The organism is Microcoleus sp. Pol8_D6 (assembly GCF_036700965.1).
Classification (GTDB): Bacteria; Cyanobacteriota; Cyanobacteriia; order Cyanobacteriales; family Microcoleaceae; genus Microcoleus.
The window spans coordinates 87,579-109,496 of sequence record NZ_JAUBPW010000003.1 but is presented as its reverse complement, the minus strand read 5'-3'; the positions used below and the strand labels follow the sequence as shown (position 1 = coordinate 109,496).

Annotated in this window: 17 protein-coding genes; 9 read left to right on the top strand and 8 right to left on the bottom strand. The window is 46.6% G+C overall.

The annotated features are described in order from the left end of the window. Window positions 1-2: 2 nt before the first annotated feature. The 3 genes from QUA10_RS02295 to nadD all read right to left on the bottom strand — a co-directional run bounded on the left by QUA10_RS02295 (window position 3) and on the right by nadD (window position 3,318). Window positions 3-974 carry a GDP-mannose 4,6-dehydratase gene (locus tag QUA10_RS02295; RefSeq protein WP_333080835.1) on the bottom strand — a complete coding sequence of 324 codons (972 nt, stop codon included), beginning with the start codon at window positions 972-974 and terminating at the stop codon, window positions 3-5. A 416-nt stretch (window positions 975-1,390) separates the two neighbouring features. Beyond that, on the bottom strand, window positions 1,391-2,410 hold the full coding sequence (locus QUA10_RS02290; protein ID WP_333045021.1) for a type I glyceraldehyde-3-phosphate dehydrogenase: 1,020 nt from the start codon (window positions 2,408-2,410) through the stop codon (window positions 1,391-1,393). 191 nt (window positions 2,411-2,601) lie between these two features. Further along, window positions 2,602-3,318: a nicotinate (nicotinamide) nucleotide adenylyltransferase gene (gene nadD / locus QUA10_RS02285; RefSeq protein ID WP_333080836.1), complete on the bottom strand. Its 717-nt coding sequence runs from the start codon at window positions 3,316-3,318 to the stop codon at window positions 2,602-2,604. A gap of 620 nt (window positions 3,319-3,938) precedes the next feature. Here nadD and murC point away from each other — a divergent pair. The 4 genes from murC to QUA10_RS02265 all read left to right on the top strand — a co-directional run bounded on the left by murC (window position 3,939) and on the right by QUA10_RS02265 (window position 7,723). After that, window positions 3,939-5,495, top strand: a complete 1,557-nt coding sequence (murC, locus tag QUA10_RS02280; RefSeq protein ID WP_333080837.1) for a UDP-N-acetylmuramate--L-alanine ligase — start codon at window positions 3,939-3,941, stop codon at window positions 5,493-5,495. Window positions 5,496-5,645: 150 nt separating this feature from the next. After that, entirely contained in the window at window positions 5,646-6,602 is a 957-nt protein-coding gene (gene murB, locus QUA10_RS02275) for a UDP-N-acetylmuramate dehydrogenase (protein WP_333057143.1), read from the top strand. Between the two features lie 62 nt (window positions 6,603-6,664). Then, a complete protein-coding gene (locus QUA10_RS02270; RefSeq protein ID WP_006634273.1) occupies window positions 6,665-7,015 on the top strand; it encodes a YbaB/EbfC family nucleoid-associated protein in 351 nt (116 codons plus the stop codon). A 207-nt stretch (window positions 7,016-7,222) separates the two neighbouring features. Further along, complete coding sequence (locus QUA10_RS02265) at window positions 7,223-7,723, top strand: low molecular weight protein-tyrosine-phosphatase (protein WP_333080838.1); 501 nt, start codon at window positions 7,223-7,225, stop codon at window positions 7,721-7,723. Between the two features lies 1 nt (window position 7,724). On the opposite strand, the gene QUA10_RS02260 is transcribed toward QUA10_RS02265, so the two are convergent. The 3 genes from QUA10_RS02260 to QUA10_RS02250 form a co-directional block, all read right to left on the bottom strand. Next, window positions 7,725-9,125: a hypothetical protein gene (locus tag QUA10_RS02260; RefSeq protein WP_333080839.1), complete on the bottom strand. Its 1,401-nt coding sequence runs from the start codon at window positions 9,123-9,125 to the stop codon at window positions 7,725-7,727. 58 nt (window positions 9,126-9,183) lie between these two features. Further along, complete coding sequence (locus QUA10_RS02255; protein WP_333080840.1) at window positions 9,184-9,918, bottom strand: DNA-binding response regulator; 735 nt, start codon at window positions 9,916-9,918, stop codon at window positions 9,184-9,186. Window positions 9,919-9,981: 63 nt separating this feature from the next. Continuing rightward, a complete protein-coding gene (locus tag QUA10_RS02250) occupies window positions 9,982-11,574 on the bottom strand; it encodes a glucose-6-phosphate isomerase (protein WP_333080841.1) in 1,593 nt (530 codons plus the stop codon). Window positions 11,575-12,037: 463 nt separating this feature from the next. Here QUA10_RS02250 and dusB point away from each other — a divergent pair, with 463 nt between their 5' ends. The 3 genes from dusB (at window position 12,038) to QUA10_RS02235 (ending at window position 14,879) form a co-directional block, all read left to right on the top strand. Beyond that, the gene (gene dusB / locus QUA10_RS02245; RefSeq protein WP_333080842.1) at window positions 12,038-13,048 is read left to right on the top strand and encodes a tRNA dihydrouridine synthase DusB; all 1,011 of its coding nucleotides are present in this window, start codon (window positions 12,038-12,040) and stop codon (window positions 13,046-13,048) included. Window positions 13,049-13,147: 99 nt separating this feature from the next. Continuing rightward, window positions 13,148-14,068: an ornithine carbamoyltransferase gene (gene argF / locus QUA10_RS02240; RefSeq protein WP_333080843.1), complete on the top strand. Its 921-nt coding sequence runs from the start codon at window positions 13,148-13,150 to the stop codon at window positions 14,066-14,068. Window positions 14,069-14,228: 160 nt separating this feature from the next. Continuing rightward, complete coding sequence (locus tag QUA10_RS02235) at window positions 14,229-14,879, top strand: NAD(P)H-dependent oxidoreductase (protein WP_333080844.1); 651 nt, start codon at window positions 14,229-14,231, stop codon at window positions 14,877-14,879. A gap of 228 nt (window positions 14,880-15,107) precedes the next feature. Here the strand turns inward: QUA10_RS02235 and QUA10_RS02230 are convergent, their stop codons facing one another. Continuing rightward, window positions 15,108-16,607, bottom strand: a complete 1,500-nt coding sequence (locus tag QUA10_RS02230) for a family 10 glycosylhydrolase (RefSeq protein ID WP_333086158.1) — start codon at window positions 16,605-16,607, stop codon at window positions 15,108-15,110. Between the two features lie 289 nt (window positions 16,608-16,896). Between QUA10_RS02230 and QUA10_RS02225 the strand changes: the two genes are divergently transcribed. Continuing rightward, a complete protein-coding gene (locus QUA10_RS02225; protein ID WP_333080846.1) occupies window positions 16,897-18,027 on the top strand; it encodes a hypothetical protein in 1,131 nt (376 codons plus the stop codon). Here the strand turns inward: QUA10_RS02225 and QUA10_RS02220 are convergent. Continuing rightward, a complete protein-coding gene (locus tag QUA10_RS02220; protein ID WP_333080847.1) occupies window positions 18,024-19,208 on the bottom strand; it encodes a DNA cytosine methyltransferase in 1,185 nt (394 codons plus the stop codon). The genes QUA10_RS02225 and QUA10_RS02220 overlap by 4 nt on opposite strands. Before the next feature lie 127 nt (window positions 19,209-19,335). On the opposite strand from QUA10_RS02220, the gene QUA10_RS02215 reads away from it, so the two are divergent. After that, window positions 19,336-21,885 (top strand): BsuBI/PstI family type II restriction endonuclease, encoded by a 2,550-nt coding sequence (locus QUA10_RS02215; RefSeq protein ID WP_333080848.1) that lies wholly within the window; start codon window positions 19,336-19,338, stop codon window positions 21,883-21,885. Window positions 21,886-21,918: the final 33 nt, after the last annotated feature.

Sequence of the window (21,918 nt, the reverse complement as noted above, 5' to 3'; positions counted from 1 at the left end):
TTTCACCTGATAATTTCCCCTCCAATCTGCCTCGCTTCCACCATCATCCGCACCACATCAGGCATCTTATACTTCGCCTCCCATCCCAATTTTTCTTTTGCTTTAGCCGGATTTCCCCTCCCAACTGCAATCTCCGTTGGTCTGTAGAGACTCGCATCGGTTACTAAATGTTCCTGCCAATCCAAACCTGCAGCAACAAACGCTGTCTGCACAAACTCCTCCAAAGGATAACTTACACCCGTGGCAATTACATAATCATCCGGTTCATCCTGCTGCAACATCAAATACATCGCCTCCACATATTCCGGCGCCCAACCCCAGTCCCGCTGGACGGAAATATTACCCAAATGCAGTTTTTCGGCACTACCCGCAGCAATTCGGCACACCACAGATACTATTTTTTGGGTAACAAACCTCTCCGGCCGCAGCGGCGACTCGTGATTGAACAGGATACCAGAACACGCAAACAAATTGTACGCTTCCCGATAATTTGCTACTTCCCAAAATGCCGTTGCTTTCGCCACGGCGTAAGGACTTCTGGGGCGAAAAGGCGTATTCTCATCGGCTGGATTGCCTCGGGTATCCCCAAAACATTCGCTAGAACTGGCGTTGTAAAGTTTAATTTTTCCGCCTGTAAACCGAATTGCTTCTAACAGATTTAATGTGCCTGTGGCAATGCTTTCGAGGGTTTCTACGGGTTGTTCAAAAGACAGACCGACGGAACTTTGACCGGCTAGATTGTACACCTCATCTGGCTCTATTTTGGCAAGCACTTGCAAGACGCTGCGGAAATCGTTGAGAGACATGGATTCTAGTTTTACTCTGTCTCGAATGCCCAAACGGGCCAGGTTTCCGAAACTAGATATTTGGGCGTCCCTGGAGGTGCCGCAAACTTCATAACCTCGATCGAGCAAAAGTTTAGCTAAATAAGTTCCGTCTTGACCTGATATACCACAAATTAGCGCTTTTCTCATACCACATTTTGCTTCAAAAACTACACCGTAGCTGTTGCTCTTTTTCCAGTTGTTTAACTTTTAGAAGTCGGAATTTTTATTATTTTTAATATTTTGGATTTTCCGATACCTTACCCGAGCCAGTTTAAGCGCTTACTACGAACACACAACAAATTTATCATCCAGGCCCGAAAGCACGATCGAAGTATGATTGCAAAAAGTGCGATCGATAGCTGGGAGTAGCAGCATAAGCATATAGTAGGGACGGCACTGCCGTGTCCCTACTATATTTCATCTTCTACTCGCAAACTATCGACTGCAAAAAGTCTCTACCGCTCGAAAACAGAAATAACCAGTCAGCTAGAAATCGACTCAAAAGTACAAAATGTCAGCATTTTTTACCTTCTGCCGAATGACTAATGCCTTCTGACTTGGGATTAAGCTTCCCAACGTTCGGCGACCAATTCAGCCAAGTCAACCACCCGCTGACTGTAGCCCCACTCATTGTCGTACCAAGCCAAAACCTTTACCATGTCGCCATCCATCACCAGCGTCAAGCTGGAATCCAGAATCGAAGAAGCATCACTTCCGCGATAGTCGCATGAAACTAAAGGCAAATCGTTGTACTCCAAAATCCCTTTCATGGAGCCAGAGGCAGCTTCTTGGAACACTTGATTTACTTGCTCGGTAAAAGTCTTTTTCTCTACCTGAGCCACAAAATCGACTACGGACACATTGGGAGTCGGCACGCGCATGGCAATACCATTTAACTTGCCCTTCAATTCTGGAATCACCAGAGCCACAGCTTGGGCTGCTCCGGTAGAAGTCGGCACAATATTCATTGCTGCCGCCCGGGCCCGCCGCAAGTCGCGGTGGCTGGCATCCAGCAAGCGCTGGTCGCCAGTATAGCTGTGGGTAGTGGTCATCATGCCTTTGACGATGCCAAAATTTTCGTGCAGCACTTTCAGTACAGGAGCCAGACAGTTGGTAGTACAGCTAGCATTGCTGATGACTGTGTAGTCACTATGCTTGTAGTTGTGGTGGTTGACTCCCATCACATAAGTGCCAACTTCTGAACCCTTGCCGGGAGCGGTAATTAGCACTTTTTTAGCGCCGGCAGTGATATGCTTCGATGCACCAGCTTGGTCAACGAAGACACCGGTCGATTCAATAATCAGATCAATACCCCAATCTTTCCAAGGCAAGTTTAGCGGGTTGCGATCGCTCACGCATTTAACTGTCTTGCCGTTGAGAGTAATGGAATTTTCATCCGCACTGATGTCCACATTCTTCAACGTTCCCATCATGGAATCGTATCTCAGCAAGTGAGCATTACTTCTGGGATCGGAAGTGTCATTAATAGCTACCAACTCTAGCTGGCTGTTTTCTCTGCCCAGCCAGCAGCGCGCAAAACTGCGCCCGATACGTCCAAAACCATTGATCGCGACTCGAATCACTTTAGTACCTCCTAACGATGGCAGCCCTTAGCTCAGGCTTAAATTTTGGAAAAATTTAAGAATTGACTTATGAGACAAGATCATATCGCAAAGGTCGATCCTTTCTAACTTTTTGTGTCGATCAAAAAAGCTTGAACTTTTCTAGAAGGCTGAAATTGCAAGGCAGAAGGCATTAGGCTTTCTGCAGCTGGTTACTGGTAAAGCTGATGGGCAGCAATATAAGTTTGTACAACTTCCGGGACTAAGTAGCGGAGGTTGATCCTTTCGGCGCAGCAGCGGCGGATGTGGCTCGACGAAATCTCGATCGCAGCCATGGACAGCACCTCCCAGCGAATTTCCACGTCCATAAGAGCCATTTGTTCGGCAACTCGTCGGCCCACAGCATTTGCCTGAACCTGCATCCTGTCTCCCCCGGAATCGATGGGTTTTCCACTCGGACAATCTCCCCACTCTGACAGTTCCCCAATCTCCCCGCTTTCTGCAGTCTCTCGATCTCCCTGAGTCGGACGCGGGGCCACCAACCAGTCGCACAACCCGGCAATTTCGCCGCACCGGTACCATTTGGGGAGAGTAAGGAGTGCGTCACTACCAATAATCCAGTACCAGCGATGATGGTCTGGATACAATTTTTGCAAATACAGCAGGGTGTCGATCGCAAAACAACTGCCTCTGGGATTGGCCGACGGCGGCGAAATTAGGAAGTCGGGGCGATCGCCGATCGCCAGAGCGAGCATTTCCCGGCGCTGCTCAAAACTTGCCAAATCCGGGCGCTCTTTGTGAGGAGGAGAGCGATCCGGTACCCAAATGACTCGATCGAGATTAAATTGACTCGCCGCCGTCTCGGCCACCAACACGTGACCCCAGTGAACCGGATCAAAAGTCCCCCCCAAAATCGCTATTTTCCCCATATTTCCCCAAAATCAGGATTAATACAGACATCGCGCCACTTTTATGTTTATACACTTTTAACCGTAAGCTCTATCGCTTTTCGACTGATTCGACTAACTGCATAACTTGGTATATATACAATTAAGTGAGAATACATATTATCTATAGTTGAGTTGCGATCGTGTCAATCTCTGACTTTCAAGAAAAAATGACCGTACAACTAGATAAATGACTACAAAATGAGCGAAATTTTGTTGTTCGTGGTAGTGTTTGTAAATCCTTATGGGTTTTACCCTCAATCTTGGTAGAAAGGTTGTGGGGCTTTTGCTGCCGTATCCCAGCACAGCAGGCGGATCGAAATAGAAAGAATGCAGGAGTATGCAATCACCCAAAATTAGTCTATTGACCCCGACCCCAGACCCCGTTTTCTGTTACCTGCAATTTTCGAGCTGTGACTGTTCCGGAAAACTACTCGGTACTAAGTCATATAGGATACAAGACAAACATCTCTACAAGTCCCGCAAATCTAGGGACGCGCAGAGAATTTTGTACAAAATCTCTAGCGAACTGTATCCTGAAAAAACAATTCTTGATATGATATCGCGTGTTATTGGCGTGGTGTGGTGTGTGAGGAGCAAAGATGCCGAGTTCTGTTGATTTTAGCGGTAGACCATTTCATTTCATCGGCATTGGTGGGATTGGGATGTCAGCCCTTGCCTACATTCTAGCTAAACGCAAGTTGCCTGTGTACGGCTCCGACATTAAATCGAGTCACATAACCGAGCGCTTGCAAGGAATGGGAGCTCATATTTTTTGGAGTCAAGACGCCAGCAATTTTGAATTATTTCAAACGGCCCTCAACGGTAGCAGTCCCGACTGCGGGCAACAGGAAAGGGCAGTATCCTCGATAGTCGCGGGTACGGTAGGAACTTCTGTCGCGACAGCCAAAGCTCTCCAATTGAACGGCAACGGTTCAAGCGCCCAAGCAATTGGGGGATTGCCTCAAGTAGTATGTTCGACGGCAATTCACCCAGCTAATGCCGAATATCGAGCTGCTTTAGATTTGGGCTGTCCGATTTTTCATCGATCGGATGTGTTGGCAGCATTAATTCAAGATTACCAAAGCATAGCCGTAGCCGGGACTCACGGCAAAACTACTACTAGCAGCTTAATCGGCTTCATGCTGATGGCTGCAGGTCTAGACCCGACCATCGTAGTAGGAGGCGAAGTAAATGCTTGGGAAGGCAATGCCCGTTTGGGGGAAGGCCCCTACTTAGTGGCCGAGGCTGATGAATCTGATGGTTCTCTCGTTAAGCTGGTAGCCAAAATTGGCATAGTGACGAATGTGGAACTGGATCATCCAGACCATTACGATACCCTTGACCAGGTAATAGACACATTTAAGGTGTTTGCCCAAAACTGTCAAATCTTGGTGGGCTGTATTGACGACCAAATCGTCAAAGACTGCCTTCAGCCTCAAGTCAGTTATAGCTTGCAGCCAGACAGCGGTGCTGACTACACGGCTTCGGGCGTGGAGTACGGAGCAGAAAGCACCACGGCCCGGATTTGGGAGCGAGGAGCTTTTCTGGGGGAAATGGAGTTGAAGTTGCTGGGCACACACAATCTCAGCAATGCACTAGCTGCGGTAGCAGTGGGCCGATTGTTGGGGTTAGAGTTTTCGGCGATTGCCAAAGCGATTGCTGGCTTTGAAGGAGCTCGCCGCCGTTTTGAGGTGCGGGGTTTTCACAATGACATCCTGTTTGTGGACGACTACGCCCACCATCCTAGCGAAATTCGTGTCACCTTGGCGGCGGCTCGCTTGCGGATCGAAGGTAGCGAAAAAAATCCCAAATCCCGAAGAGTAGTTGCAATTTTTCAACCCCACCGTTACAGCCGGACTCTGACATTTTTACCAGAATTTGCTCAATCTTTTGGGGATGCTGATTTGGTTGTGGCTTGCGATATTTATAGTGCTGGGGAACCGAATTTAGGAGAGATTAGCGGGCAACAGGTTGCTGATTTGATTGCTAAAGAAGGCCGAGAGGTTGAGTTTGCGCCTTCCCTGGAGTCAGTCACTAAGTTTTTAACCAAAAATCTGCAACCGGGGGATTTGGCTCTGTTTTTGGGCGCTGGTAATCTGAATCAGATTATTCCAGAGGTTATGGCTTTTTATCAACAAGCCGATCGCCCCGATTAGCTCGCGAACTGAGTAGAGTTGATCGACATTATGGCGTGGCACGTTGTGCCGAAACTTCTGTCGGACGGCTCGCTCAAAGCGGCCACATAAGTTAGCTAAACGAATTTTCAACCACGTCTTCGAGCGAAGGTATTTTTAAGGATTTTCAAGATGGTGACTATCTCGAATGACTCCTCTGTTAAGGACAATCGGCGAGTGTATTCTCCTATTTCTTTGCGGGGAACTGATTGCAAGATTAATTCCCAAGTTTCGCTGGCGGGCCTGACTTCCTTCCGAGTCGGTGGCCCGGCCGAGTGGTACGTTGCTCCCCGCAGTATGGAGGCTTTGCAAGCGAGTTTTGCCTGGGCACACGATGAGGGGGTGCCGGTGACTCTGCTGGGTGCAGGTTCTAATTTGTTGGTGAGCGATCGGGGTTTGTCCGGTTTGGTCGTCGGCACTCGCTACCTGAAACAGGTGAATTTTAATCCAGAAACAGGTCAAGTTACAGCGGGGGCGGGAGAGTCAATTCCCCGCCTCGCTTGGTTGGCGGCTAAACGGGGCTGGAAAGGTCTAGAATGGGCAGTCGGCATACCGGGTACGGTGGGCGGGGCTGTGGTGATGAATGCAGGCGCTCACAGAGGCTGTACTGCTGATATTCTAGTCAATGCCCGCGTCCTATCCCCTGGCGGCAAGGTGGAAATTCTGACTCCCCAAGAGTTGGAGTACCGCTACCGGACTTCGGTGCTGCAAGGGGGCGATCGGCTAGTAACAGAAGCGACTTTCCAGTTACAGCCGGGATTCGATCGATCGCAAGTAATGGCAGAAACTAATGACCATTTCAGCCAGCGGCGGACAACTCAACCTTACCACTTACCGAGCTGTGGCTCAGTCTTCCGTAACCCCGGCCCCAAGACGGCAGGTTGGTTCATCGAACAAGCGGGACTGAAGGGATATCAGATCGGCGGCGCACAAGTGGCTCAGCGCCATGCTAATTTTATTCTTAACTGCGGGTCGGCAACGGCCAATGATATTTTTCAAGTGATCCGCCACGTTCAACAGCAAGTCGAGCAGCGGTGGTCGCTGTTGTTGGAGCCAGAAGTTAGAATACTGGGAGAGTTTCCCTTCTAAGGCATCATTGAAGTAATACGGAAACGGCAGACTGCCAACCCACACACCATCAAAAAGTAGTTATGACAAAATCAGGACAAGGATTTGGCTTCGGCCTGGGAAAAATGAAAGAACTGACTGAAGCTTTCAAAAAAGCTCAGCAGGTTCAAGAAGGAGCTAAAAAGCTCCAAGAAGAGTTGGATGTAATGGAAATTGAGGGAACAGCCGGCGGCGGCTTGGTCAAGGTTTTTCTCAGTGGCAACCAAGAACCCCGCCGCGTAGAAATCTCACCGGATGCCCTCGGTGAAGGTGCTGATGTGGTTTCTGAACTCGTCACGGTGGCGATGCAGGATGCTTACGCTAAGTCTACGATGACGATGCGGGAGAAAATGGAAGAACTCACCGGTGGACTAAATCTCCCCGGTTTCGGTTAGTCATTAGTCATCAGTCAATTGTTGACTGTTGACTGTTAACTGTTGACTGTTGACTGTTGACTGATTAAACTTTCTGGAAAACCCCTATAGTAAGGTGCGTCGCTGCTCCATGTTCGATAGAACTTGCAGATTGACTCTGAAAGCGACGCACCCTACAAATTAGCAGTGTTGACTGACTAATAACTAATAACTAATGACTAATGACTAATGACTAAATTATTATTTGTCTGCCTCGGAAATATCTGCCGATCACCCTCAGCAGAAAATATTATGAATCACTTAATTAAAGAAGCTGGTTTGAGCGATCGTATTAGCTGCGATTCTGCCGGAACTGCTAGCTATCACATTGGCAGCCCCCCTGACAGGCGGATGGCATTGGCGGCCAGGAAGCGAGACATTGAATTGTTAGGCGAAGCCCGCCAATTTACCAGGAAAGATTTTGAAAATTTTGATTTGATTCTGGCGATGGATCGGGATAATTATCGCAATATTCTTGCCCTGGATGCGGCTGGAAAGTATAAAGATAAAGTGCGGCTGATGTGCGATTTTTGCCAGAAATACGACCTTAAAGAAGTGCCAGATCCTTACTACGGTGGCCCGGAGGGATTCGATCGAGTGATTGATTTGCTGCACGATGCTTGCGAGGGTTTGTTGGAGTACGTTGTCAGTCAAGAAAAATTAACAGTTGGCGGTCAGCAATCAATTTAAATTAAAAAAGTGCCTTTTTCCGCCCGAATATTAGCCATGCTGTAGGGGGGACAACGCTAACAAAACTCGTAACTAGAGAGATCACAGTTGTTCCCGATCCAGCTCCCAAAATGAGACTGGGTGACAATGAAAAAGTTAAACTTGTCAATACAAAATGGGGAGAATCGATACTCAAAGCCACAATTGGCAGCAAAATAGATGGATACCAAGGCATTAGCCAAGGTGTAGCCAACAAAAACAAAGTGAGAGTCGTCCATCCAATATCTGATACCAAATTAATTTCCGAATATTTTTTGCGGAATAATGATTTCATTAACGTTCCTGTATAGTAAACAATCCAGCTTAAATACGCAAAATATTTGACTAATAATAGAATACTTTTCCTAGTTTCAACACTTACATTGGGCAAAAAATTCATAAATAAATTGATTGCATGGTGAAACGATCGAGCCGTCGCCCCGGCGGTTCCTGGATTTAAAAGACTTCTCCAAGCTGAAACGGTTGGCATAAATGTATAAGTTATCACCGCGATAATTAATAAAGAAAGCAAGAATGATGCTGCTAAATCTTTCCACCGACGCTGCTTGCAGAGGAAAGCAACAACTAAAGGTAGCCAAATTATAGGTAAGGTTTTTACTAAAAAACCTACCCAAATGGCCAAAATTGCCAAAACATAACGTTGGTAATAAATACACCCTATTAAAACTATCAATGTATTGGCAATAAGAACGTCAAGGTGAGCATTAGCTATTTGCTCGTTCAATAGCATGGGATTGACTAAATAGGCCAGTGTTATGAGGTTACGGTATTCAGCATTTGTGAGCAATCGCCAAATTAAGTAGGCATTGAGTGTGTGTACCAACACGCAGATTATTTTAAAAATATAAACGGCTAGTAAAGGGCTAATTGGTATAGCAAGTGCTGATAGGGCAAAAAAGAATAAAGAAACGGGGCCGTAGGTAGAAGTTTGCCCCCAGTGGAGGAAGGGAGATACGTTAGAAATTAAGGTATCGGAATTATTCAGGTAAGGATTAATTTTATGTAAGCTCATCGCTCCGTAATGCAAGTACATATAAATGTCACTGCTTTGGGGATAAGTTATGAGGGCCAGTGCCAGAAAGGGAATTGCATACTTGCAAATATCTAGAAAGCTAGAACTTGTCTGTTTTTTTTGAATTAACCAGATAATATATGTAACTGTTGCTATCAAGTATGAACCGTTAATTAGAACTCGGATGAGGCTGAAACCGCTGGTAGGGAAATCGTTATAGTTGTCTCCACCCTGTAAAACGCTATAATACTTGGTGATTCCCATGGAGGTCATGGCAATACAGAAAATTATAGAAGCTGCTAATGCTACAGCATATAGAATTTTCTGATTTTTTAAGTAATTGTTGACCATGATGTTATTTATTCAGCGTAGTAAGTGCAGGTAATTTTCTTTGCCAGAGCGTTGGCGGTTATCTGACTAAATGGTGTTCCATAGCAAAGCGAACGAGTTCTGCTCGATTGTTGCTTTCAGTTTTTCGGAACAAGCTGCTGACGTGCTTTTCGATCGTTCGAGGGCTGAGGTGGAGTGTGGAGCCTATTTGAATATTAGAAAGACCTTCTGTCAGCAAATCTAGCACTTGTCGCTCTCGCTGCGTCAAACTCGGAGCATTTTGGCTGGGAGATGCCCGTGAAGCGGAGCTATCCCGTAGGGAATCGCCTGTGTTTGACTTTTGAGTTAAAAAATCTGCTTCTGGCTTGTCGTTGGCTCTGCTGCGTGCCTCTGTTGGCATCGGTTCGGGTTCGGGGGAACGAGAGGGGGCCTGAGCGATTAGAGCGTAGCGATCGAGCAAAGAGCGAATAACCGCCCCCAATTCTTGGAGTTCAAAAGGTTTAGCCAGATAATTGTCGCACCCCATCTGATAGCCGCGAATCCGTTCCTGTGTGGTCGTGCGTTCCGTCAAAAAAATCACCGGCAGCAAGCGGAAAGCGGGACGAGTCCGAACTCGCCGCACAAATTCGTAGCCATCCATTTCGGGCATTGTAATGTCGGTAACAATCAAGTGAGGCTGAAATTCATCTACCAAGCCTAAAGCTTCTTTGCCGTTCTCAGCAGCGATTACAGAGTATCCGGTAATTTCTAGATAATCGGTAATTGACAAGCGAGTCGCGAAATCGTCGTCAGCAACCAGAATCGTTAATGGCATGGGGGAATTAAAAGTTAAACATTAAAAGTGACTAATTTCACTTTTAATGTTTAATTCTACTGTTTAATTCTCTTGATAACTTGCAGTTAAAGTAGCCGGTTGTCCTAATTTGCCCTCCAAAGCTACGCCGCGCCCGTTGGCGGCCAAATGCCGCAGAGTTTTGTAAATTGTCTCGATTTGCTCTGGTTTTCCTGCTTTTTTTGCTAGTTCTGCTACAGACAGAGGTTTTTGGGCGTCTTTGAGCACTTGCAGTACCCGTTGCTGCAAGTCCAATACAGCAGCGGCTGCTTTTTTGCCTGCTTCGACGCCTGGCTGGTGATAGGCATTGACATTCACCAAGGAACCGTAAAAACCTACGGCTCTTTCGTAGAGGGCGATTAATGCTCCTACTGTCCGAGGGTTGACTTGGGGAATTGTGACAGTAATGGAATCTCGGTGATTTTCGTACAAAGCTTGTCGAGTTCCCTGCAATAAACCCGACAAATAATCTCCTGAAGTGACGCCGGTTTCTACTTCTGGGGAAATGCCTTGCCTGTCTTGCAAAACTTCGATAAATGTTAGGAAGAAATTCGGCACGCCGTCTCGAAGTTGCTGGACGTAGGCGTGTTGGTCGGTGGTGCCTTTGTTGCCGTAAACTGCGATTCCTTGATGAACTGTGTTGCCGTCTAAATCTTCCTGTTTGCCGATCGATTCCATGACTAATTGCTGCAAGTAGCGGCTGAACAATAGCAGTGAATCTTTGTACGGCAAAACTACCATATCTTTTTCCCCACGTCCGTTGCAAGCAAAATACCAGGACATTGCTAACAAGGCGGCGGGATTATGTTTGATTTCGGTGGTTCTGGTAGCTTCGTCCATGACTTTAGCGCCGTCGAGCATCGCCCGAATGTCGATGCCTTGCAAAGCTGCTGGCAAAAGTCCGACTGCTGACAATTCGGAAGTGCGTCCTCCCACCCAATCTGCCATTGGAAAAGTGGTAATCCAGCCTTCGGATTTGGCTAATTTGTCTAGTTGGCTGTCAACTCCGGTGATGGCAATTGCTTGTTTGGCAAAATCCAGTTTTTCGGTGGCGAAGGCTTTTTGAACTTCGATCATCCCGTTGCGGGGTTCGGGGGTGCCGCCGGATTTGGAGATAGTAATTACTAGGGTGCTGGCGAGTTTGTCTTTGATTTTGTTAAGGATGCGATCGATCCCAGCCGGATCTGTGTTGTCGATAAAATGTATTGCTAGGGGCGGAATGTCTGGGGATAAAGCTTCGGAGACAAATTGGGGGCCGAGGGCGGAACCGCCGATGCCGATCGAAATTATGTCGGTAAATTGCGGAGCAAAGGGCGGTTTAATATCGCGGTTTTGAATTTTCTTGACAAATGCTTCGACTTGTGATATGCCTTCGACTATTTCTTGTTTTAATTCTGGAGTTGGAGCTAAATCAGGGTTTCGCAGCCAGTAGTGGCCCACCATGCGGTTTTCGTCGGGATTGGCGATTGCACCTGCTTCCAAAGCTGCCATGTCTTTGAAAGCTTTGTCAAATTTGGGCTTCAGTGCTGCTGCGAAAGCGTCGTCGAATCCCATGCGGCTGATATCGAGGTAAAGTCCCAATCCCTCGTGATAGTAAAGCCAGTCTTGATAGCGTTGCCAGAGTGCTGCGGCGTCCATAGGAATTCTCTACAATTTTTTTAATGTTCGATCGGCGTCGTCAGGAATCCACCAATTGTAGTTTAAAACGATCTGATGTACGGCTTTTGCACAATCCCAATAAATTTAATCATTAGTCGTCTGAAGGCAGCCGGTTCTGAAGGCAAGCAGAGCATTCGGCAGAATTAAACAATAAAAATATGACTTGGGCAACACTCTTAGTAGGTAGATCCCCCATTAATGGCCACACCCCATAGATAGATCGAAGTGGCACAGAGATTTAAGTGTGGTCGGCGTTGGCGTTTGGGCCCTGGTTTCACAATATTCAAATTCGGGCGATCGGGATGTGTAAAATAGGCATTGCGGTCAGGTTAAATATACTTTTAGCTGCCACTCAATAATCGGCTAAAAATATAATTAACAACTGTCAACTATCGGAAGTGTAGTATAATATACAGATATTAGAATTAAAGTGCGATCGACTATGCTTACTCTATCTCCCGAATTAAAAGAAAGGTTAGCAACTCCGCTCAAAATCGGCGATTTTGAAGTTAAAAGCCGCGTCCTGCAATCGCCCTTATCCGGCGTTACCGATTTGGTATTTCGCCGCCTGGTGCGCCGCTACGCGCCGGATTCGATGATGTACACGGAAATGGTGAACGCTACGGGTTTGCACTACGTGAAGCAACTGCCGAGAATTATGGAAGTTGACCCGAACGAGCGCCCGATTAGTATTCAATTGTTTGACTGCCGGCCGGATTTCTTGGCAGAAGCGGCCCAGAAAGCAGTGGCAGAAGGAGCCGATACTGTTGATATTAATATGGGCTGTCCGGTTAACAAAATTACTAAAAACGGCGGCGGTTCTTCCCTGCTGCGAGATCCGGAAACTGCCGAGGCAATTGTGCGGGCGGTTGTGGAAGCGGTAGATGTTCCTGTCACCGTTAAAACTAGGATTGGTTGGACTGACAAAGAAATTAATATTTTGGAATTTGCGAAGCGGATGGAAGATGCGGGAGCAAAAATGATTACCGTGCACGGCCGCACTCGATCGCAAGGTTACACCGGCCCGGCAAAATGGGAGTGGATTCGCCGAGTTAAAGAAGTTTTATCGATTCCAGTTATTGCTAACGGGGATATTTTTTCAGTGGAAGCAGCGATGCGATGTCTGGAAGAAACCGGCGCTGATGGAGTGATGTGTTCGCGGGGAACTTTGGGCTATCCTTTTTTGGTGGGAGAAGTTGATTATTTCTTGAAAACTGGTGTGGAAAAGATAGCTCCGACACCAATTGAACGCCTCGAATGTGCTAAGGAACATTTGCGGGCTTTGTGGGAATATAAAGGTGAAAGCGGTGTCTCCCAAGCGCGCAAGCACTTAACCTGGTATGCTAAGGGTTTCCCCGGGGCTGGGGAATTGCGGGGCGTGTTGGCTGTGGTAGAAACGGTTGAACAAGGTTGCGATTCGATCGATCGCGCGATCGAGCAATTGCCCGCATAAACCTTACCCGCAGATGTCAACTAGGGATTACAGAAACAAAACCCACCTCTGCGGGCTAAGATTTAAGACACAGTTAAAAATTTGTGTGTGGGGGAAAGCATGGACTCATTAAAAGGGCGAGATTTATTAAGTCTGGCAGATTTAAGCATAGATGAATTAAATTATTTGCTGGATCTAGCAGCCAGTTTAAAATCGGGAATGGTCAAGCTGAAACGCAATAAAGTTCTCGGCTTGTTATTTTCCAAAGCTTCAACGCGAACGCGGGTAAGTTTTACGGTGGCAATGTATAAATTGGGAGGGCAAGTGATTGACCTCAATCCCAACGTTACACAAGTCAGCCGCGGTGAACCTTTGGTAGATACAGCCAGGGTTTTAGACAGATATTTAGACATTTTGGCGATTCGCACGTTCGAGCAAAAGGATTTAGCAACTTTTGCTAACTATGCCAAAATTCCTGTGGTTAATGCACTCACCGATGACGAACACCCATGCCAAGTGCTGGCGGATTTAATGACAGTAAAAGAGTGTTTTGGCAAGTTGAAAGGGGTGACTTTGACTTATTTGGGCGATGGCAATAATATGGCAAATTCGCTGATGTTGGGCTGTGCAATGACGGGAATGAATGTCAGAATTGCTTGCCCTCAAGATTTCCAGCCGAATGCGGAGATTGTGGAAAAAGCTAAGAATATTGCTAATGGAAAAACAGAAGTTACTGTGACGGCGGACGCAGAAGATGCAGTGAAGAATGCTCAAGTAATTTATACTGATGTTTGGGCGAGTATGGGACAGGAAGAGGAAGCAAAAATCAGGATTCCTTTGTTTAAGCCATATCAGGTAAATGAACAATTGCTGAAGTTAGCAGATAAGAATGCAATTGTATTGCACTGTTTGCCCGCACACCGGGATGAAGAGATTACGGATGACGTGATTGAGGGCAGTCAATCGCGCGTTTGGGATCAGGCAGAAAATCGGATGCACGCTCAGCAAGCTTTGCTCGCAAGCATTCTGGAAAGCGATTAGGGATTAGCTAAAAATTAGTCTGTCGGGGGAGCAAATCGACCTGCTCGCTACTTTTTGCAGACCGCTGCCGTTATCATTTCATTTGAACCAGGATTATTTGCAACCAGCCTGTAATTATCCGTTTCAACCATGATTAATTGCAATCTCTTAAGTAAAAGAAATGAATCACATCACTACGACAGACTTACTCGAAAATCTCAAATGGCGATATGCCACCAAACAGTTCGATCCAGCCAAAACAATTGCTCCAGAAATCTGGACAGCTTTAGAAGATGCGTTAGTGTTAACACCATCTTCTTATGGGCTTCAACCTTGGAAATTTCTGATTATTACCAGCTCGGAACTTAAAGAACAGCTCAAGCCCCACTCCTGGAATCAGTCACAGGTTACTGATTGCTCTCATTATGTCGTGTTCGCGATTAAAAAGAATCTCACTGCCGAGGATGTCGATCGCTTTATGGCTCGCACTGTCGAGCTGCGGGGGGGGACAGTAGAGGCAATGGCAGGATATCGGAATCTAATCGTCAGTGACTTGGTGGATGGTGCCCGCAGTTTTAATATCAATCAATGGTCAACGCGCCAAACTTATATTGCACTGGGCAACTTTATGACCAGTGCTGCATTGCTTGGTGTTGACACCTGTCCAATGGAAGGAATTGAACCTGTCAATTACGATCGCCTGTTGGGTCTTTCTGCAAAAGGCTTTACTACCGTCGTAGCTTGTGCGGCTGGCTATCGCTCTGAAGCAGATAAGTATGCTTCACTCGCAAAAGTAAGATTCCCTAAATCAGAAATCTTAGAAACTTTATAGAACCCATTTGGTATCTTCTTGAGCGAACTATATGGTTTTGAGGGGATCGTTTTACCAGAGGATTTAATACCAGAGTCAGGACTTTAAGCTAACAGGCATCAAACCAGATACAACCTAGATACCTCAAAAACTGGTTAGACAACAAAAAGATCCTACATGGGTTCTATAAACCCGGGATACGCTGTAAGTCGATCGCAATAGCCCACCTCGGCGCACCATAAAAAGTGATTAAGATGCTCCGAAATTGATTTTTGCAACTTCACCGGCGACAACATTAACTGTTTGTTGAATTTGACTTCCGTCAACTTTCAACTGATAAGTTCCCGGAGAAAGCTCGATCGCCCCAAACCATCCTTTGCCATCGGCGCGCAGTTGACGCACCTGGGCACCATCATCGATCGACTGCAATGTCAAGCTCGCACCGTCGCAAGTTTGAGCGCACCGCTGCAAATTTCCGGCGATCGCACCTGTAGTCGGCCGCGACTTCCAAGGCATATCGGGAACCGCTGCTGCTGTCGCCCACACAGGTTGAGTTTCATAGGTTTTGCCCGTCGCAGCGTCAACGTATTGACTCGGCTGCGAAAGTGCGGTGTAAAACAAATCGTTGCTTTGGGGAACGTATTTCCAAGGCTGGCGGGGCAAATCTCCGCTGCCGCCCGATCGCAGTTCCACATTCGTGTACACGTTGCTGCTAGCGTAGGAATAGAGCACCGTACCTGCGACGTGATTTCCTTTCGCAGACGGCTGTTCGGCGCGACGAATCTGGCCTAGAGTGTCTTCGATGTAGTTAAGGTAATTGCCCGGGCCGATCGCAATTTGGCGGTTGTACTGGTGGTCTTTGGCGAACTCGATCCAGTGGTCATAAGCGAGTTTTTGCGATGGTTTGTACTCGCGCTGGTAGGTCATCGGCATCGCCATGTCTACGATCCCTTCTTCCAGCCAAGCGCGCCAATCTTGCAATACTTCTTTGTAAGGCTGCGTTTGATACCATCCGGCATCGTTTTTCGGGCCGTCGCCCCAGGCGATCGTGGCGGCGGTAATTTTAACGCGCGGTTTGATTGCAAGGCTTTCTACATAAAGCTTCCGCACTAAATTTGTCACCTGATCGCGCCGCCACTGCATCCACGCAGGATCTGTGGGTGCGGGTTTGCCCGATCGACCTGTTTGCTGATTGAAACGGGCGATCGCAGTCGGATTGTAGCCCCAAGTCGGCCCGCCGTAGCGCACATAATCCAACTGTACGCCGTCCACATCGTAGCGCTTGATCAAGTCCAAATAGACGGAAACAGTATAATCTACGGCGTCTGGATGGCTGGGATCGAGGAAACCGGGTGATTCGCCACTCGAAGTCAGCATCGCCCAATTGTTGATTCCCGGCGCATTGGGCCCGTGTTGTTGCCAAACGTGACCGGCGGGAAGTTTGGTGCCGGAAACCACCGGCAGCGTCACCATCCAAGCGTATACTTCAATGCCTGCGGCGTGGGCTTTGTCAATCAAATCTTGCAGTGGATCGAAACCCGCAGGAACGTTGGGATCGAGAGTGCGGGGTTCGATCGCACTCGTGTAAAAAGCATCGCCACGGCGGCGGACTTGGGCGACGATCGCGTTGGCATTTGCCCGCTGCGCGTCTGCGATCAATTTTGTGACTTCTTGAGGCGTTTTGAAGCCGGGGTTGAAGGCGTCCACCCAGAAGGCGCGAAATTCGGCGGTTTGGGTTTGCGGAGGCATAGTTGCGCTAGCGCGGGATGGGAAGTTTGAGAACCAACCAGGAGTCAGCAGAAAACTAATTGTTAAGCCAATCAGGAACAAGCTTGACAAAAAGAATGTTTTGGTATTTCGCATCAGAAATGTGTGAGAGAGCGTTTAACAGTCCTTTACGGACTTTTAGTTTGAGCGTCCGCTTGACATTTTCGCACATCTTTGCGTTAAAGCAACTTATGGGGCCAAGCTGTGTTCTGGAATAGCGATCGCTTATACTGAACTCTGGTATTTTGTATACGATCGCTCTATTTTTTCAATGTACGAACGCACTGATAGTGAGATAGAAGCAATTCAAGAACTTCTTTCGCCACACTTTGGGAATGGCTTTGAGCCTGACGAAGTAGCAAATAGCGAACAGATAATAATCCAACAGGTATTGGAATACGTAGGTAGCCGATTTACCCGGATGAAGTATATCCTCGGTCTTGCCCTTGATTTTGCGATCGTCGCACAGCGTCTATCTAATGTTGATGACTCTGCCAAAGAATTAAGAGAGCAGCTTACAATTGAAGAATTATTTAAACGTTACCAAGTTGTCACTGAACGGGGAGAACAACAGGCAAATACACTAACTTTAAAATTTGCTCAATCTACTCAAGTAGGTATCCGACGTATAGAAGAGTCTATTGTTCAATTTTTTCACAGTCTAAATCGTTCTAAATATCCCAGTGCTTATGTTTACAATACAGGTCAATGGCAAAAGTTTCAAGACCTGCTGATTCTCTGTTTTCGTCTGTCCGAGTCTGGACGCTTTCAACTCTGCCAAAAACTTATTGATTTTGGTCTTGAACGATTGCAAAAGAACATATTTGTTACTAGAGAATCGTTACGAGTTCGTTTATTTCCCGAAATAATAAACAATTACCCGCGCAGCGATCCAGATGAGAATGGGGGTTTAGTTTTTCAAGCCATTGCTTGCGGCTATTTCAAAGCCGATAGGCCTCATCTCAGCTTTGTCGTTGATAAGGTACGAACAGGGTCGTCCAGACAGCGCCGTTTTGGAGATATTGACTGTTATTACGGTCTGGATTTAGAAATATCAATAGAAGTAAAAGACTGCCACATTTCGCTTAAAAACCTCAAGCAACAATTGGGAAGTTTCCAGAAACAAGTAACAGGTAATCAAATTCTTGGCGTGGCTTTTGTACTTTCCATAGACAGCGAAGCGCGTTCTCTACTGAGCGACGACGGCATCATTTCCTTCGCACAAGACGAGCTAATTAGAGCCGTGAGGATCTGGGATTGGCAAAAGCAGGATGCTGCAGTGCATGAAATGCTTCACTATCTTGCTCACGTTGAACAGAATCCTAGTGCTGTTGCCAGGCTACTGGCATTTATCGGCGAGCGAGATCCCGAACACAACTCTCTTACTTATTATCAAAGTTAAACTATGATTTCAAGAGCAAGCTGAATGGGAAACTTTAAGTCTGCATTGAGCGACTTTACTTTTTGCCCTCTGGCTCTAAAAATTTCATCATCTGAGTGGCTTTGATAAGCCTTGACAACTTCCTTGCCTACCGCCAAGCCTAGTAGGGGCGGTACGGCATTTCCGACTTGAAGGTACTGTGATGTTCTCGAACCAATAACCTCAAAATCATCATCAAAAGATTGCAGCCTCAATCCTTCGCGGACCGTCAGTCCTCGATGCTGACTAGGATGAGTAGCTCGTGCAGACGAAGGTTTTCTCATGTTAGATGTTACAGCAATAGCTGGTTTATTACTAGCTAGTCGAGCATAGCTATTGTGAAAACCGCTGGCTGGTTGAAGGCGTTCGGGAATAGACTTTCGGTTTCCACCATCTGGGATATACTTCAGAATTTCAATTAACTTTTGTGAATGATTGGCAGCCTCGTGATGTAGCAGTATGTTGGCGGTCTTGCGCCTAGCTATTTGATAGTCAGTTTGTGGCATACTCTGGTAAGATTTACATATTTCTCCAGCATTTAATGGCGGTAGATCTGAAATGGCATCAGCTACAGTCACATAATAGTGAGAAATTGGCACTGGAAACTCAGGTGGCAGCAATCCATCAAGCCAACCTATAAAAAAAGCACGTTTTCGCAGTTGGGGTACGCCGTAGTCAGCCGCTTTTAAAAGGCGACATTTCATGTGATAGCCGATATCAGCAAAGCTAGCGATGACTGAATCGCGCACTTTGCCTCCCTGCATTACCAGCATTCCTTCAACATTCTCGATAATGACATAAGCAGGACGAATTTCAGCCACCAAGTCGCGAAAATTGCGCCATAAAGAATTGCGAGGATCTGTTATCTCTCGCTTGCCAACAGTGCTGAATCCTTGGCACGGTGCTCCCCCCGTAATAATGTCGATTTCTGCTGCCGAAATTTTAAAGAATTCCTCTATTTCGGAAACAGTTGTCTGGGTTAAGTCAGATACCAGACACGGAAGTGGAGATAGGTTGCGTTCAAAAGTTTGTTTGGCGTTTTCACAGTAATCTATGCCACCGATGGCTTGGATACCAGCACGTTTAAAACCCAGAGTTAACCCTCCCATGCCGCAAAATAAGTCAAGGCTACGGGGAAAACGCTTGGTTTGAGTTTTTGTCATCGTCAGCTACCTCCTGATAGTTTCCACCGGGAAAGTTGTAGATTTTCGCGTCCGCTTGACATTTTCGCACATCGGTGCAATTTTGGGCGAAAATAAACTGAACTCGGGATCGCACTTTTCTCAACAAATGATAGCACCTCACTTTCAAACCCTAGCCCTGCCGCCTGACAGCAATTTACTCGATCGAGTAGATAGCTGGCGCCAAGAAGCAACCCGAAAGTTGCAGCAAAGCCAGAGAGGAGAAAAAGGACAATTTTTAACACCTTCCTCAGTCGCAACTTTGATGGCCCGAATGTTTGAATTTAACTGTCCCGATATATCGCTTTTAGATGCCGGTGCAGGAATTGGTTCCCTGTTAGCAGCCGTTGTTTCCGAACTTTGCCAGCGCCCAAACAAACCGCGCAGCCTGCACGTTACAGCTTATGAAATTGACTTTATTTTGATTGAATACCTCAAGCAAACTTTAGAATTATGCAGTATTGAATGTCAGCGTTTTGGAATATCTTTTACCTGTGAGGTTCGCGAAATTGATTTTATTCAAGACAGCGCCGATATGTTGCAGCCCAATCTATTTACACAGCCAGTAAAACTGGAATTTACCCATGCAATTATCAATCCTCCCTATGCCAAGATAGACGCTAAATCCCACGCCCGAACCTTGCTGCGTTCTATAGGACTAGAAACCAGCAATCTCTACGCTGGCTTTACAGTTGCTGCCGCTCACCTGCTCAAACCAAACGGTGAATTAGTATCGATTACTCCCCGCAGCTTTTGCAACGGTTTATACTTTCGAGATTTCCGCAAAGTATTCCTTCACATGATGGCTTTACGCCAAGTACACATCTTTGAATCCCGACAGTTGCCATTTCGCGATGATGCGGTGCTGCAAGAAACTATTATTGTGCGCGCCACCAAACAAATAGAACAGCCAGATACTGTACTAATTACCTCAAGCAGCAGCGTGGGCGACGACCTGGTTTTGTCTCACCAACTGCCCTATACTGCCCTAATTAATCCCAATGATTCCGAGCAATTTATTCGGATTTTACCGGATTCGGTCAGCCAGAAAGTAGCCGAGCAAATGGCTCAATTTACTTGCACCCTAGAGGAATTAGGCTTAACAGTTTCTACGGGAAAAGTTGTAGATTTTCGTGTTCGCTCTGACTTGCGGCTAAAACCGGAAAACGGTACAGTTCCGCTGATTTATCCCGCACACTTCTCGGCTGGCTGTGTTGAATATCCCACCGCAACGAGAAAGCCTCAAGCTTTAGCTGTCACGGAAAAAACTGCTGCACTCCTCGTACCTAACGAACATTATGTTTTGATCAAGCGCTTCTCGTCGAAGGAAGAGAAAAAGCGAATTGTTGCAGTTGTCTGGGATGCCAATAAAATTAATAGTTCTAGCGTGGGTTTTGAGAACCATTTGAATTACTTTCACCAACAGGGACGCGGATTAGACCTCACCCTGGCGCGGGGATTGGCCGTTTATCTAAATTCGAGTTTGGTAGATGCGTTTTTCCGACTGTTCAACGGACACACTCAAGTTAATGCTACGGATTTACGCAATTTGAAGTATCCTAATGTAGAGCAATTACTTTTACTTGGCGCTCAAATAAGAGAAATATTTCCTACACAGCGGGAGATTGATAAACTTGTCGAGAGACAACTGCTGAAGGCGACCAATCCGTTAGAAAATAGCCCAATGACAATCAAGAACCGTATTGATGAATCTCTAGAAATACTTGCAGCGCTGGGTTTTCCCAAAGGTCAGCTTAACGAACGTTCCGCCTTAACCCTTCTGGCTTTGCTTGACCTCAAGCCAAAGGATGCTTGGGAATCGGCGAAATCTCCACTTCGGGGAATCACACCCATTATGGACTTCATGGAGCAGCAATACGGTAAAAAATATGCACCAAATACGCGGGAAACTGTGCGTCGCCAGACTGTCCATCAGTTTCTAGATGCAGGTTTAATTGTTGTTAATCCTGACAGTCCCGAACGTCCGGTGAATAGTCCAAAAACTGCATATCAGATAGAAGAAAGTGCTTTGGAACTGCTGCGAACTTATGACACTTCTGACTGGGACAAGAATCTTCGCGCTTACCTCGCCTCCGTCGATACGCTGAAGCAACGATATGCACAAGAGCGAGAAATGGCGCGAATTCCAATTACAATCGAAGGTGATGTAAAAACTATTTCGCCCGGAGCTCATAACGTCTTAATATCAAAGATTGTCAGTGAGTTTGCTGAGCGCTTTACTCCTGCTGGCAGACTGCTTTATGTCGGAGATACCGATGATAAGTTTGCTCATTTCAATGAAGCATCGCTAACTGCATTAGGCGTTACAGTCGATGCTCACGGTAAGATGCCAGATGTAATTGTTCACTTCACTGAAAAAAACTGGTTGGTGTTGATTGAAGCTGTTACTTCTCACGGCCCTATTAATCCAAAACGCAAAACTGAGCTTGAGCATCTTTTTAGAAATTCGACAGTACCTCTGGTGATGGTGACAGCTTTCCTCAGCCGCAAGGCAATGGCGGAATATTTATCTGATATTTCCTGGGAGACGGATGTCTGGGTAGCAGAAGATGCTACTCACCTGGTTCATTTTAACGGAGAACATCTTTTGCAGGCTTATTCTAAAAATGAAAGTATTGGTGAGTCCGAAGGCTGCTAAAATACACTGTTTATATGGCTGCCGCTGGCATCG

Excerpts from the sequence above, each read along its gene's own strand:
- QUA10_RS02260 (WP_333080839.1), bottom strand. The coding sequence starts at position 9,125 with ATGGTCAACAATTACTTAAAAAATCAGAAAATTCTATATGCTGTAGCA.
- dusB (WP_333080842.1), top strand. The coding sequence starts at position 12,038 with ATGCTTACTCTATCTCCCGAATTAAAAGAAAGGTTAGCAACTCCGCTC.
- QUA10_RS02230 (WP_333086158.1), bottom strand. The coding sequence starts at position 16,607 with ATGCCTCCGCAAACCCAAACCGCCGAATTTCGCGCCTTCTGGGTGGAC.
- QUA10_RS02250 (WP_333080841.1), bottom strand. The coding sequence starts at position 11,574 with ATGGACGCCGCAGCACTCTGGCAACGCTATCAAGACTGGCTTTACTAT.
- argF (WP_333080843.1), top strand. The coding sequence starts at position 13,148 with ATGGACTCATTAAAAGGGCGAGATTTATTAAGTCTGGCAGATTTAAGC.
- QUA10_RS02265 (WP_333080838.1), top strand. The coding sequence starts at position 7,223 with ATGACTAAATTATTATTTGTCTGCCTCGGAAATATCTGCCGATCACCC.
- QUA10_RS02255 (WP_333080840.1), bottom strand. The coding sequence starts at position 9,918 with ATGCCATTAACGATTCTGGTTGCTGACGACGATTTCGCGACTCGCTTG.
- murC (WP_333080837.1), top strand. The coding sequence starts at position 3,939 with ATGCCGAGTTCTGTTGATTTTAGCGGTAGACCATTTCATTTCATCGGC.
- nadD (WP_333080836.1), bottom strand. The coding sequence starts at position 3,318 with ATGGGGAAAATAGCGATTTTGGGGGGGACTTTTGATCCGGTTCACTGG.
- QUA10_RS02235 (WP_333080844.1), top strand. The coding sequence starts at position 14,229 with ATGAATCACATCACTACGACAGACTTACTCGAAAATCTCAAATGGCGA.
- QUA10_RS02270 (WP_006634273.1), top strand. The coding sequence starts at position 6,665 with ATGACAAAATCAGGACAAGGATTTGGCTTCGGCCTGGGAAAAATGAAA.
- murB (WP_333057143.1), top strand. The coding sequence starts at position 5,646 with ATGGTGACTATCTCGAATGACTCCTCTGTTAAGGACAATCGGCGAGTG.
- QUA10_RS02215 (WP_333080848.1), top strand. The coding sequence starts at position 19,336 with ATGATAGCACCTCACTTTCAAACCCTAGCCCTGCCGCCTGACAGCAAT.
- QUA10_RS02295 (WP_333080835.1), bottom strand. The coding sequence starts at position 974 with ATGAGAAAAGCGCTAATTTGTGGTATATCAGGTCAAGACGGAACTTAT.
- QUA10_RS02225 (WP_333080846.1), top strand. The coding sequence starts at position 16,897 with ATGTACGAACGCACTGATAGTGAGATAGAAGCAATTCAAGAACTTCTT.
- QUA10_RS02220 (WP_333080847.1), bottom strand. The coding sequence starts at position 19,208 with ATGACAAAAACTCAAACCAAGCGTTTTCCCCGTAGCCTTGACTTATTT.